At 64.8% G+C, this 13,393-nt stretch carries 9 protein-coding genes; 3 read left to right on the top strand and 6 right to left on the bottom strand.

What is annotated here, in order from left to right:
* Positions 1 to 36: 36 nt before the first annotated feature.
* The 3 genes from FHW92_RS05830 to FHW92_RS05820 all read right to left on the bottom strand — a co-directional run bounded on the left by FHW92_RS05830 (position 37) and on the right by FHW92_RS05820 (position 4,118).
* Complete coding sequence (locus FHW92_RS05830; protein ID WP_210428388.1) at positions 37 to 2,253, bottom strand: hypothetical protein; 2,217 nt, start codon at positions 2,251 to 2,253, stop codon at positions 37 to 39.
* A gap of 225 nt (positions 2,254 to 2,478) precedes the next feature.
* Positions 2,479 to 3,339, bottom strand: coding sequence for a hypothetical protein (locus FHW92_RS05825; RefSeq protein ID WP_168602324.1), 861 nt, complete (start codon positions 3,337 to 3,339; stop codon positions 2,479 to 2,481).
* Positions 3,340 to 3,419: 80 nt separating this feature from the next.
* A complete protein-coding gene (locus FHW92_RS05820) occupies positions 3,420 to 4,118 on the bottom strand; it encodes an arylesterase (RefSeq protein ID WP_168602323.1) in 699 nt (232 codons plus the stop codon).
* A 62-nt stretch (positions 4,119 to 4,180) separates the two neighbouring features.
* Between FHW92_RS05820 and FHW92_RS05815 the strand changes: the two genes are divergently transcribed.
* Together FHW92_RS05815 and FHW92_RS05810 are read left to right on the top strand one after the other, a co-directional pair.
* Entirely contained in the window at positions 4,181 to 4,924 is a 744-nt protein-coding gene (locus tag FHW92_RS05815) for an ATP-binding cassette domain-containing protein (RefSeq protein WP_349237649.1), read from the top strand.
* A complete protein-coding gene (locus FHW92_RS05810; RefSeq protein WP_168602322.1) occupies positions 4,921 to 7,422 on the top strand; it encodes an FtsX-like permease family protein in 2,502 nt (833 codons plus the stop codon). Before FHW92_RS05815 ends, FHW92_RS05810 begins: the two co-directional genes overlap by 4 nt.
* 8 nt (positions 7,423 to 7,430) lie before the next feature.
* Here FHW92_RS05810 and FHW92_RS05805 read toward each other — a convergent pair whose 3' ends face one another.
* The 3 genes from FHW92_RS05805 to FHW92_RS05795 all read right to left on the bottom strand — a co-directional run bounded on the left by FHW92_RS05805 (position 7,431) and on the right by FHW92_RS05795 (position 11,125).
* Positions 7,431 to 7,838, bottom strand: a complete 408-nt coding sequence (locus FHW92_RS05805; protein ID WP_246869970.1) for a DUF805 domain-containing protein — start codon at positions 7,836 to 7,838, stop codon at positions 7,431 to 7,433.
* Positions 7,839 to 7,846: 8 nt separating this feature from the next.
* A complete protein-coding gene (locus tag FHW92_RS05800; RefSeq protein WP_282599702.1) occupies positions 7,847 to 8,305 on the bottom strand; it encodes a DUF805 domain-containing protein in 459 nt (152 codons plus the stop codon).
* A gap of 144 nt (positions 8,306 to 8,449) precedes the next feature.
* Positions 8,450 to 11,125: a TonB-dependent receptor gene (locus FHW92_RS05795; RefSeq protein ID WP_168602319.1), complete on the bottom strand. Its 2,676-nt coding sequence runs from the start codon at positions 11,123 to 11,125 to the stop codon at positions 8,450 to 8,452.
* 335 nt (positions 11,126 to 11,460) lie between these two features.
* Between FHW92_RS05795 and typA the strand changes: the two genes are divergently transcribed.
* On the top strand, positions 11,461 to 13,287 hold the full coding sequence (gene typA / locus FHW92_RS05790) for a translational GTPase TypA (protein WP_168602318.1): 1,827 nt from the start codon (positions 11,461 to 11,463) through the stop codon (positions 13,285 to 13,287).
* Positions 13,288 to 13,393 lie beyond the last annotated feature (106 nt).

Below are 13,393 nucleotides of genomic sequence, written 5' to 3'. Positions count from 1 at the left end.
CGTCTCGGACTAAACTATTGTTTTTAATTACATTTTTTAGCCTCTCACCCGGCCCTCGGCCATGCCGAACAGGATATAATGGCGCAGCGGATCATGCCCCTGCGCCGCCACATCGGGATAGCGCGCCAGATAGGCCCGCTCATCAAACAGCCCCGCCTCGGCCACTTTTTTCGCCATCCGCGCGCTTTGCCAGCGCCAGGGCATCATCCACCACCAGCGCGGCCGCCGCGCAGTCACGTGGTACACTTCGCGCAGCCATTCGACCTGCGCGGCGCCGCGCAAGGCCTTCTCGCTCTCGGCCGACAACAGGCCCGACATCGTGGCCAATTCGCCGAAACGCTCGCTCAATTGCTGCTCCAGCCGGACCTTCTCGGCCTGCAAAGCCTGTGCATCCTCGACCGCCAGCCCATGCGCCCGCTCCAGTTCGGCCACCTGCTCTTCCAACTGGCGCGTCTGCTCGCCCCATGCCTGTTCGGCCTCGGCATGGCCGGTGGCCATGGCGGCGCGGCTCTGCTCGCTCTCCTGCCAATGGCCCTGCCAGAGCGCAGCCTCACCCTCAGCCTCCTGCAACAGCCGGGCCAGTTCGGTGATTTCGCGGGTAGCCTCGGCCTGATGGTCCTGCGCTGCAGCTTTGGCCTTGCGTGCCTCCTCCGCCCATGCGGCCTGCGCGCCCCGCGCGGCGGCCAGCGCCTCGCCCTGATCGGCCAGATCCCCGCGCAGCGCAGTCAGCATTTCGGCCATCGCGCCCACCTGATCCAGTGCGGCGCGCAATTGTTCGGCTTGGTCGTGCAACAGCGCCTGCACGTCGGCCAATTCCCCGGCCAGCTCCAGTCCGCTCTGCTGTTCGATCTCCAGCTCGGCGGACAAACGGCCGGCCTGTTCCCGCTCCTGCTCCAGCGCGGTCCGGGCCTGCTTCACCTCATCCTGCCGCCGGGCCAGCGCGCTTTCGCATTCTCCGATCCGTTGCCGATGTTCCTCCAATGCGGCGCGCAAATGCTCGATCTCACCCGCCATCGCGGCGCGCTCCTCGCCCCCGCGCCCTTCGCTCAGCGCCGCTTCGTCCAACCGCGCCTGCGCCAGTTGATAGGCCCGCGCCAGTTCGGCCAGCCCATCGACCGCCTCCTGCCGCTCCTGCCCGCGCTGGGCCAATTCCTCGGTCAGGGCCTCGACCCGCGCCTCCAGCCCGGCGCGCCGGGCATTCAGATCGGCGCGCTGAGCTTGGAGCTCCTCCAGCGCCCGCTGCTGCTGGGCAATCCGGCGCAGCGGTCGCGCAAACCCCGGCCCGGCCTCGTCCAAAGCCGCGCGCACCGCATCCAATTCGCCATAATCGCAGGCCCTCTCGCCCCCCTGAGCCCAGCCCAGCAGGACGCCATAGGCCCGCCGCACCCATGCCGACACCAACGGATTATCCACCACCGCCCGGTCCGATCGGCGATGATGGCGCAGATCCTGCGAGAGAAAGGCCTCAACCTCCTCGCCCACGCCCAGCGGCACCCGCGGCCATACCACCCCCAGTTCGCGCTCCACCCGGTCGGCCACATGCGCCCACTGGTCCAGCACCTGATCATAGCGGACCACCAGCCGCGCCCGCCCCCGCGTTGCCGCCTCGGCCTCCAGCACATGGCGCAGCCACACCAGCAGCGCGACCTGCGCATCCACACCATCGCGCCGCGCCAGTGAATCGGCCACCTCCAAAGGATTGCGCAGCGGCATGACTATCGCCGCCTCCACCCCTTCGGCGTCCAGCACATCCAGCCAGAAGCCCGCCAGACGGCACATGCGCGGGTCCTTCAGCGCAAAGAGCGGCGCATCGCCAAATTCGGCGCGCAGCACATCGCGCGCCCTTGCCACATCGCCCTGATACCCCAAAGAGCGCGACCACCCGTCATGCACCGGCAGCCAGTCGAACCAGTCGCTCCCGACCTGCGCCAAAATGGCATCGTTAAAGGCGCGCACGGCATCCGATTCCCAATGGCCGGCGGGGTTGGTCGGATTGCCGCCCAGCAGCGTGGCGGGCAATCCCGCGCCCAGCAGCGCAAACACCCGCGTCAGCGCGCTGGTCCCCGAACGATGCATGCCCAGCACCAGCAGGGCCATGCGCCGCGCGCTCGGCCGGGGCGCGTGGCCCTGCTCCGCGCCGGGCTTGCGGGCGCCGCTGTGCAGCAGCACCTCTTCGGGCCGCCGGATCGGGCCGCCCGCCTCCGACAAAGGCCGCAGCGCTGTTTCACCCATGGCTTGCGTGGCTATGTTCATAATTGCCTGATCCCTGCCCCGAACCTTGCCGCGCCGGGAGGGCCATTCCCATCCCTTCGCGCCGTGTGTCTTTGGGCTAAAACCGGGCCTTGCCCCGCGCAACAAAGGCTCTATCCATTTCGGCGGAGATTACGCATTCGCCCGCGATTCGACTGTGGCCATCGTTTACTTTCATGGCGTTGCAGCCCGCCCCGTGCGATCCGTTCACGCAGCAATTGGCGCGTTTCAGATCATCCCATCGGCAATATTCGTGCCCGCCAGATAGGCGCCCAGCCGCTCGCGCATCGCCTCATCCACCGGTCCGCCATGCGCCAGATGGGCAATCGAAAATTCCGCGCCGGTGCCGATCCGCCCCTCGCGGCTGATGATCCCGGCCCATCCGTCAAACACGCTGCCCATATCGATCGCCACGGCCCCGCGCCGCGCCGCGCCCGCCACATAGGCCTTGCCCAGCACGCCCGCGCCCACCAGCACCAGATCGCCCGGCCCCAGCCCCTCGATCCGCGCCATCATCCGCGCATAGCCGGTGGGCCAATGCCGCTCATCCACGGCGCCTGGAAACTGCGCCTCTCCGCGCAGCAGCCATTGGACGACCGGCACGTCAAAATGGGCGGCAAATTGCCCCGCCACATCGCGGCACCCGATCAGCACCAGCCGCCGCGCATCGCGCACAAGAGCGCCCAGCGCGCCGGACCATTGCAGATAGAAATGCAGCGCCGCATCGCCCACCAATGGCCGCCGAACGCCCAATACACGCCCCAGATTGGCAAAAACCTCGTGATAGCGCATCGAGATCTGCAACTGGGCGCGGCGGGGGATGGCCAGCACATTGGCCTCGCGCATCGCGCGTTCCAGCCCGCGCGCCATCGCGCGCCGGTCATCACCGTCAGCCTGATCGCCAAACCAGATGCGCAGGCATAAGGCGATCTCCTCGCCCATATGCGGCGCATCGTGGGACAGCATCGCCCCCTCGCCATCGCCCAGCCGGACCAGTGAAAAGCCGCGCCCCTGCGTCAGCGCGGCCTGCGCAGCCCGCACCACCGGCAACAGGCCGACGCGGGGCCAATCGAGAGTTGTTTCCATCATGGCGCCTGCCTTGACAGAGCCACCCGGCCCCCCGCCAGCACGATTGCCACGCAAATGGAGCCGATATCAGCCCGCCCGGCTCAAGCCTTGGGCAAAGCGCCCGCCACTTTGTCCACGGTCGCGCTCACCATCGCCTCGACGCCCTTGTCGGTGGGGTGGATATGATCGGGCAATTGCAGGTCGGCGCGGTTAAAGATGGGCTTGAGGAAAAACGGATCGAGCACGGCATGATGCCGCGCCGCCACGGCGGGAAAGATCCCATTGAATTCGCGCGCATAATCCGGCCCCATATTGGGCGCGGCCAGCATGCCCATCACCACGGTCCTGATCTTGCGCTTTTCCAGTTCGGCCAGAATGGCGTCGAGATTGTCCTTGGTCTGGGCCAGCGGCAACCCGCGCAGCATGTCATTGCCGCCAAGGCTGATGACCACCAGATCGGGCGGTGTCCCCTGCGCCAGCGTGAAGTCCAGCCTTGCGCGCCCGTCCTGCGTGGTATCGCCCGAAACCCCGGCATTGACCACCTGCGCATTGATCCCGCGCGCGCGCAGCGCCGCCTCCAGCCGCACCGGATAGGCCTGTTCGGGGCGCAGACCATATCCGGCAAACAGACTGTCGCCCAGGGCGATGATGCGCACCGGCGGGCCTTGGGGCACAGACACGGGCAGGGCCGCGGCGGCTGCAGAGGCGCTGGGCACAGGCGTGGGCGTCTTGTCTCCGCCGCATCCCGCCAGCATCAAAACCGGCAGCAAAACCGCCGCCATCCCGCCCAAAGCCCTCATCAACCTGCCCTTTCGTGCGGGCCCTCCTTGCCGAATCCGGCCGGGCCACCCATAAACATATCGTGACCCAATCCCCTGACCGCAAGAGCGCGATCCTCGCCCGCAACCTCACTCTCTCTTTGGGGAGCGGCGATGGCGCCACCTCGATCCTCAAAGGCGTCGATCTGACCGTGCCCGATGGTCAGGTCGTGGCGCTGCTTGGCCCGTCGGGATCGGGCAAATCCTCGCTGATGGCGGTGCTCTCGGGGCTTGAGCGCGCCAGCGGGGGCGAATTGAGCGTGGCGGGCGCAGATTTCATGGGCCTGTCCGAGGATCAACTGGCGCTGGCCCGGCGCGGGCGGATCGGGGTGGTGCTTCAGGCGTTTCACCTGCTGCCCACGATGACGGCGCAGGAAAATGTGATGACCGCGCTCGAATTGGCGGGCGTGGCCGATGCGGGGCCCCGCGCCGCCGAGGAACTCAAAGCCGTGGGCCTTGGCCACCGGCTGCACCATTATCCATCCCAGCTTTCGGGCGGCGAGCAGCAGCGCGTGGCCATCGCCCGCGCTCTGGCCCCGCGCCCGGCGCTGCTCTTTGCCGATGAACCGACCGGCAATCTGGACGGCGCGACCGGGGCGGCGATCATCGACCTCATCCTGACCCGGCGGGCGGAGACCGGGGCCACGCTGGTCATCATCACCCATGACGAGGCGCTGGCGCAAAAGGCGCAGCGGATCATCCGGATTGCCGACGGGCGCATCGAATCAGATACATATCCATCCGACACCTATGCTTCGGACAAATACGCGTCGGGCGAAATGGCGTGAACTGGGCCTCGGCGTGGCGCATCGCGCGGCGGGAATTGTCGGCGCGGTTTCGCGGGCTTCGCTTGCTACTCGCCTGCCTGTTTCTGGGCGTCGGCGCGCTGGCCGCGATCGGTTCGCTGACCAAGGCGATCAATGAGGGGCTGGCCGCCAAGGGGCGCCAGATCCTGGGCGGCGATGTCCAGATTACCGTGTGGCAGCGCCCGATTTCCGCCGAGGAACGCGCCGCGCTGGCCCGCTACGGCCGCCTTTCCGATGGTCAGCGGCTGCAGGCGATGGCCTCGAATGGGGATACCACCGCTCCGGTCCAGTTAAAGGCGGTCGATGCGCTCTGGCCGATGGTCGGGCGGCTGGAACTGGCCGATGGGCGGCATGTAGGCGCCCCGGCGGCGGGCACGGCATGGATCGCGCGCGGGGCGGCCGAAAGGCTGGGCATCAAGCCGGGCGACAGCTTCACCATCGCGGGCAAGCCCCTGCGCGTAGGCGGGATCATCGCGGTCGAACCCGATGGGCTTGGCGAAGGTTTCGCGCTGGGGCCGACGGTGATCGTGCCCATGGGCTTTCCCGATGGCGCTGGGCTGACCGCACCGGGGGCGATGTATCGCAGCCGTTTGCGCATGGATTGCGCCGGGGCCTGCGATGCCGCCGCCATTGCCGAGGCGCTGACCAAGCGTTTCCCGGAAAACGGGCTTGATGTCCGCACCCGCGACAAGGCCTCGCCCGGCACCGAGACCTTCATCGCGCGCATGGGCGATTTCCTTGTGCTGGTGGGTCTGGCCGCGCTGCTGATCGCCGGGATCGGCATTGGCGGGGGCACCGCCTCCTATCTGGAGGCGCGGCGCGGGGTGATCGCGACGCTCAAAGTGATGGGCGCGACCAGCGGCGACATTGCCCGGATCTATGTGTTGCAGATCGCGGCGGCGGCGGCGGTGGGCGCACTGGCGGGGCTGATCGCGGGGGTGGCGGTGCTGCCGCTGGTGGTCAAGGCGCTGGCGGGCGTGTTGCCGGTGGTCGATGGTTTTGTGCTGGCGCCATGGGCGCTGGCGCGAGCGGCGCTCTGGGGCTTGCTGGTGGCGCTGGTGTTTGCGGCCGGGCCTTTGCTGGCGGCGCGGACCTATCCGGCCATGGCGCTGCTGCGCGCGCGGGTCGCCCCTGTCTCGGGGCGGCAGAGCTGGCGCTGGGTGGGCGCGGGGCTGGCCGGGATTATCGCTCTGGCCTTTCTGGGTGATGGGTCGGCCAAGACTACCGCGATTTTCCTTGGCGGGGCGGCGGGGGCCTTTGTGCTGCTTTCCGCGCTGGGCTGGGGCTTGGCGCGCATGGCCGCGCATCTGCCACGCCCGCGCAGCCCGATCCTGCGCCTTGCGTTGAGCAATATTCACCGCCCCGGCAATCAGACCGCGCGGCTGGTGACGGCGCTGGGCTTTGGGCTGACCGCCTTTGTCGTGCTGGCCGTGGTGCAGACCAGTCTGGACGCCAATATTGCCGCGCGCGTGCCGCAAAAGGCGCCCGATTATTTCGCCATCGACCTGCAACCGGGCGATGAGGCCGGTTTCCGCGCCACCGTGGCCGGGGCCGCGCCGGGGGCCAAGGTACGCACGGTGCCGACGCTGCGCGGGGCAATTCTGGCCTATGGCCCGGCGGGCGCGCAGACCCGCGTGGCCGATATGAAGGACATCCCCGAGGACGCCTGGCAATTGAAGGGCGAGCGCGGGCTGACCTTTGCGCAGGATGTGCCCGAGGGCAATGTCATCACCGATGGCGCATGGTGGCCGCGCGATTATCAGGGCAAGCCGCTGGTTTCGGTCGATGAAAAGCTGGCGAAATCGACCGGGCTGAAAGTGGGCGACAGTGTGACGGTCGGCCTGCTGGGCGTGGAGCGGACGGCCAAGGTGGCCTCCTTGCGGCGGATCGACTGGGATTCCTTCGGGTTCAATTATGTGCTGGTGTTTTCGCCCAATGCGCTGGCGGGCGCGCCCTTCAAGCTGGCCGCCACGATCAGCCTGTCGGACAAGCGCGAGCATGGCTTGCTGCGGGCGCTGACGCGGGCCTATCCCACCGCCTCGGTGGTCGAGGTGGGGCCGCTGCTGCGCGATGCGCGGGGCCTGTTGGGGCAGATGAGCGCGGCGATCCTGTCGGCGGCGGGCGTGGCGGTGCTGGCGGGGGTGGCGGTCTTGCTGGGCGCGATTGCGGCGGCGCGGGCGTCGCGCGCCTATGACAACACGATCCTGCGCGTGCTGGGCGCGGGGCAGAGGCAGTTGCTGGGGCTGCTGCTGGCCGAATATGGCGTGCTGGCGGGCTTGCTGGCGCTGGTCGCGCTGGCGCTGGGCACGGGGCTTGGCTGGCTGATCGTGGTTCAGCTTTTCAGCTTCGATTTCCTGCCGTCATGGGCCTATGTGCTGGGCGTGCTGGGGGGTGGGCTGGCGCTGGTGCTGGCCTTCGCGCTGGGCGGGTCGCTGCCTTTGCTGCGCACCCGCCCCGCCGAGGCACTTAGAGAGCTTTAGGGAGAGCTTTAACGGAACACATCCGCCATGCCGCGGCCGCGTGGATCATCGCCATAGCGGTTGCGGCCATAGGTGCCGTCGAGGCAGAAGAAGATCAGCAGCACGAACCAGCCGACAAAAGGCACCAGCCACACCAGCAGCCACCAGCCCGACCGGTCAATATCATGCAGCCGCCGGATGCTGACCGTATAGCTGGGGATCAGGGTGAACAGGGCGATCAGGCCGACAAGGAACTGGCCCGTCAGGCTGGTCTGGGTGCCCCAATAGAAATTCATGCCGTTGGTATAGGACACCGGCGCACCGAACAGCGCCATGATCGCCCCGTTCACCACCCACAAGGCGATGAAATAGAGCCAGAACTCACGCCTTTGCGAACGGCCCGAAATCTCGAAATAACGCCGCAGCGGCAGAAACATCCAATGCATTATTCAAACACACCCGCATAAGTGGGATCGAGCGGATCGGCCCCATATTTGTTGGCACCCACCGTACCCTTGCGCGCCATCATCACAAGCTGGACGATGGGAAGGATCCCGCCAATGTAGGGCACTTGTTCAAGAACGGCAAACACCAGCACCAGCCAGCCGGTCAGGTTCTGATCGTGAAAGCGGCGTACGGTCACGGCAATGGCGGGAATGAGGCTGGCCAGCGCGAACAGCGCCAGCAGACAGCCGGAAACCAGGACGCTGGTACTGCGCATCATATCCTGAAAGGCCAGAGCGCCTGAAACCCTGTTGTCGAGCATGGCCTGCCAGGGCATTTGCGCCGCGATAATTCCGCCCAGAACGACATAGACGAGGAACATGAACAGGGCGAACATCCAATATTCCTTGCGGCTGGACCGCCCGGAAAATTCAAAATAACGCCTGTAAGGCAAAAACATCCATTCCATGCATATCCCCCCGATACGAACTTACGCTCATTCTTACCGAAGGCATCACATTTCTGTCCGGCTGCCAAGGGCTATCCCATAGGTCTGCCCAATAAAAGGGGCTGCGTCCAAAGTCGCGGCCCCTTTTATTGGCGCTCAGAACTTGGCCAGCGCGGCCACGCCAAAAGTGCGCGGCGTGTTGACATAGCCCGAGATCGAACCCGATTGCGCCGGGCTGTCAAAGATCACGGTGATATAGCGGTTGTCCGTCAGATTGCGGCCCCACACGCTCAGCTCGAATTTCTTCGAAAGCTGCCATGTGGCCGAGGCGTCCACTTCGGACACGGTACGCTTGAACGGGCGCGCCGCGTCCAGCCCGGTCTGATAGGAAATGATCGCCCCGGTCAGCGGGTTCTTGGTGATGAAACCGGGCATGCCGTCCTGATTCTGCACCGGCGATTCGTAATGCCAGTTGCCGCGCAGGATGATGTGCTGCTCGCCCCCGATCGGCTTGTCCCATGTGGCCGACATAGTGGTGGAAAGCGGCGCGATGCCCGCAGGCGTCACGCCCGAAATGTCGCCAAAGCTGGAATTGGTGAAGCGGTTATATTTGGGCACCAGATAGGTGACGGCGGCGGCCAGCGTCAGTTCGCTCGTCGGCCGCACCGATCCTTCAAACTCGAAACCATAGACCGATTCCTTGTCCGCATTGAGCAGGTCGAAACCGATGCCGGTAAAGATGTTCGACTGGAAATCCTTGATCGACTGATAGAAGGCGGCAAAATTGAGCGTGGCCACCGACCAGTTGGCCTTCATCCCCACTTCATAGACGGTGGATTTTTCCGGGCGAGCAAAGCGCCCGCCATAGCGCAAATTGGTGGTGGCAAGGCCGCTGGCCGCAATCGCGGCGGCGTCGCTCAAGGCCGGGCGGCTGTCGCGCGAGAGGTTGATTGAGCTGGCCTTGAACCCCGTGCCGATGCTGGCATAGAAATTCATATGCTTGCTGGCCTCATAGGCCACCCGCGCGGTAAAGGACAGGTTGCCGTCATTGGTACGCCCCGGCTCAACCGCATTGGGCACATTGAGGAAAGGCGGCATGAATTGCAGCGCCCGCAGCGCCAGCAATTGCGCGGTCTGGTTCGACACGCCCGTCACCACCGAATTATAGGCGGTGGGGTTGGCGCCAGCAAAAGCGGCGATCTGGGCCGGAGAGGCAAAGCCGCCCGGCACGGAAAGCAGGCCGCCGATGGTCTGCGAAATGCCCGCATTGGTGGCCGCCGCGCGCATCGCGTTCAGGTCTATCCCCGAAAACACATCGCTCGACATCACGCCGGTGGCGTAATGCTTGTTGTCCTTGGTATAGTTCAGCCCGCCCGTCAGCGTCACGCGCGGCGCGATCTTCCAGTCCATCTGGCCAAAGATCGAGATTGCCTCATTGGCGAGATGATAGGCCTCCGACAGCCCGGTGCCCTGTTTGAAGAACTGACCGGTATATTTGGCCGGATTGCCCTGAAGCGTGCCGAAAGTACCCTCCAGCGAGGCGACGTTGAGCGTGTTGGCGCTGGCGCCGCGAATCAGCAGGTCGGCATAGGAACGCATTTGCGAACCATAGAGCAGCGCGCCGGTCTGGTTGATCTTCTCATTGAAATAATAGGCGCCCAGCAACAGGTTCACCTTCTCGCCCAGCTTGGCGGTGGCGCGCAATTCCTGGGTAAAGGTGTTGATGCGCACATTGGCGCTGTTTTGCCCCAACAGGTCGGCGGAGGTGAAGTCGCTGTCCTGATTGTTGTAATTGGTGTTGTGGCGATAGGCGGTGATCGAGGTCAGCTTTACCCCATGGATTTCATGGTCAATCTGGGCCGAAAAGCCATAGTCGCGGATGCGGTTGGTCGAGGCGAAATTGTTATAGACATCGCTATAGGGATTGGCGGGCGCATTGACCTTGCCGCCCACCGCCTGAATCGCCGCCGTGCTCGAGGACGAGAGCAGGTTGACCACCGCACAGCAGGTTTCGTTGATCTGGGAATAATCGGCGATGATGCGCACGCGCGGCCCGTTGTCGGGCACCCACAGCAATTGCCCGCGCGCAAACCAGCGGTTGCGATTGTTGGTGTTGCCGCCCGTGGCGCCATCGTGGACAAAGCCATCGCGGCGATTGTATCCGCCCGCAACGCTCACGGCCACCGTGTCGCTCAAAGGCGTTGTATACATGCCCTTGACCACCAGGGCATTGTAATTGCCATAGGAAACCTCGGCGCTGCCGCCCGGCTTGAACTGCGGCTCCATCGTGGAAATCGAGACGACGCCCGCGCTGGCATTCTTGCCGAACAGTGTCGATTGCGGGCCGCGCAGCACCTCGACACGCTTTACATCGGGAAAATCGGCGATCTGGGCCGCGCTGCGCGAGCGATAGACGCCGTCGATAAAGACGCCCACGCTGGGCTCGATACCGGCATTGTTGGCGCCATTGCCAAAGCCGCGGATCAGGAAATCGGTCTGCGCGCTCGACTGGTGTTCCGACACGCGCAGTGATGGCACCACGCTGGTCAGATCCTTGATGTCGCGGATCTTGGCGCGGTTGATGACATCGGCGGTGGTGACCGTCACGGCCACAGGCACCTGCTGCAAGGTCTGCTCGCGCTTGGTGGCGGTGACGACGATCTCATTGTTGACCTGGTCGTCGGCGGCCATGGCCGGAGCGGCCAGAGCCATAGCCAACCCGGCCCCGCCCGCCGCCAGCGCCATGCGGCGGCGCGAGGAAAACGAGACCGGCGTTTTTGCTTTACGCGCGGGCAAGGCCCCCTGCACGCGCAATGCAGATGTCTGGTTCATGAAAACCTCATCCTTCCCACGAACCGGCATGCCAACAAGCCCCCCGCCTGTCGTACCCCCGGTTTCCTTTTTATCGTGCCCTGTGTTATGCCTTGTCGGCATGAGGCTCAATCCTTTAACGATCCATGCCTCGGTTTATCCCACAAATTCTTATCAAAAACGCAAAGACCGCCGCAAAATTCCCATAAGTGGACAATAGCCTTCCGACAGCATCCCTCTTGTCGAGTCTTGCCCAAAGCCGCTGCGTAAGCTAGGGGCGCGCGCATGTTGCGGCGCAACCAAAGCGCCACCCCCAAAACGGGCCTTGCCGCCCGCTGTTGCAGAAAGCCTTTTTGATGTCCGGCCCGCTTCCGCTTCGCAATATCGCGATTATCGCCCACGTTGACCATGGCAAGACCACGCTGGTCGACCAGCTCTTCCGCCAGTCCGGCACGTTCCGCGACAACCAGCGCGTCGAAGAACGCGCGATGGACAGCAACGATCTGGAAAAGGAACGCGGGATCACCATCCTTGCGAAGCCCACCTCGATCGAGTGGAACGGCACCCGCATCAACATCGTCGATACCCCCGGCCACGCCGACTTCGGCGGCGAGGTGGAGCGCATCCTCTCGATGGTCGACGGCGTGATCCTGCTGGTCGACAGCTCGGAAGGCGCGATGCCGCAGACCAAGTTCGTGACCGGCAAGGCGCTGGCGCTGGGCCTCAAGCCCATCGTCGTCGTCAACAAGGTCGACCGTCCCGACGAGCGTATCCAGGAAGTGCTGGACGAAGTGTTCGACCTCTTCGTCTCGCTCGACGCCAATGACGAACAGCTTGATTTCCCTGTTCTTTATGCCTCGGGCCGCAACGGCTATGCCAGCGATGACATGAACCGCCGCGAAGGCACGCTCGAACCCATGTTCCAGCTCATCGTCGACCACGTACCGCCGCCGGCGCTCGACGTTGACGCCCCCTTCACCTTCCTCGTCACCCTGCTCGACCGCGATAACTTCCTCGGCCGCGTGCTGACGGGCCGCGTCACCTCGGGCACGGTCAAGGTCAACCAGCCGATCCACGCGCTGGATATGGACGGCAATGTGATCGAAACCGGTCGCGCCTCCAAGATCCTCTCGTTCCAGGGTCTGGACCGCGTTCCGGTTGAAGAAGCCCGCGCCGGCGACATCATCAGCCTTGCCGGTCTGTCTGTGGCCACGGTGGCCAACACCATCGCCGACACCACGGTGCGCGAACCGATCAAGGCCCAGCCGATCGACCCGCCGACCCTGTCGATGCGCTTTGCGGTGAACGATTCGCCGATGGCCGGGCGCGAAGGCACCAAGGTGACCAGCCGCATGATCCGCGACCGTCTGGAGCGCGAAGCCGAATCGAACGTGGCCATCAAGATCACCGAATCGGCCGACAAGGACAGCTTCGAAGTCGCCGGTCGCGGCGAACTTCAGCTCGGCGTGCTGATCGAAACCATGCGCCGCGAAGGCTTCGAACTGGGCATCAGCCGCCCGCGCGTGCTGTTCGGCACCGATGAAAACGGCAACCGCACCGAACCCTATGAAACCGTTCTGATCGACGTGGACGAGGAATTTGCCGGCACCGTCGTCGAAAAGATGGCCAACCGTAAGGCCGAAATGACCGACATGCGCCCCAGCGGCGGCGGCAAGACCCGCATCAGCTTCATCGCGCCCTCGCGCGGGCTGATCGGCTATCACGGCGAATTCCTGTCCGACACGCGCGGCACGGGCATCATGAACCGCCTGTTCGACAAGTATGGCCCCTACAAGGGCAAGATCGAAGGCCGCAAGAACGGCGTGCTGATCTCGAACGGCGCGGGTGAAGCCAATGCCTATGCTCTGGGCCCGCTCGAAGAACGCGGCATCCTGTTCGTGGGCGTGGGCGAAGCGCTGTATGAAGGCATGATCATCGGCGAAAACGCCAAGCCCGAAGACCTCGAAGTCAACCCGATGAAGTCGAAGGCCCTCACCAACTTCCGCGCCAGCGGCAAGGACGACGCCGTGCGTCTGACCCCGCCCAAGGTGATGACGCTGGAACAGGCCATCGCCTATATCGACGAAGACGAAATGGTCGAAGTCACCCCCAAGAACATCCGTATCCGCAAGGCGATCCTCGATCCCAACGAGCGCAAGAAAGCCTCGCGCAAGAAGGATTGATCTTCGACGGATCGGTTTTGAAACACGAAAGCCGGGGGCGAAAGCCTCCGGTTTTTTGTTTGCGCGCCAGAAAAGAAAAGTGTTGAATGCTAGAGATTTACCTCCT

Source organism: Novosphingobium sp. SG707, assembly GCF_012275515.1.
Classification (GTDB): domain Bacteria; phylum Pseudomonadota; class Alphaproteobacteria; order Sphingomonadales; family Sphingomonadaceae; genus Novosphingobium.
Note: the sequence above shows the minus strand (reverse complement) of the source record. Positions and strands in the feature narration are given on the sequence as shown.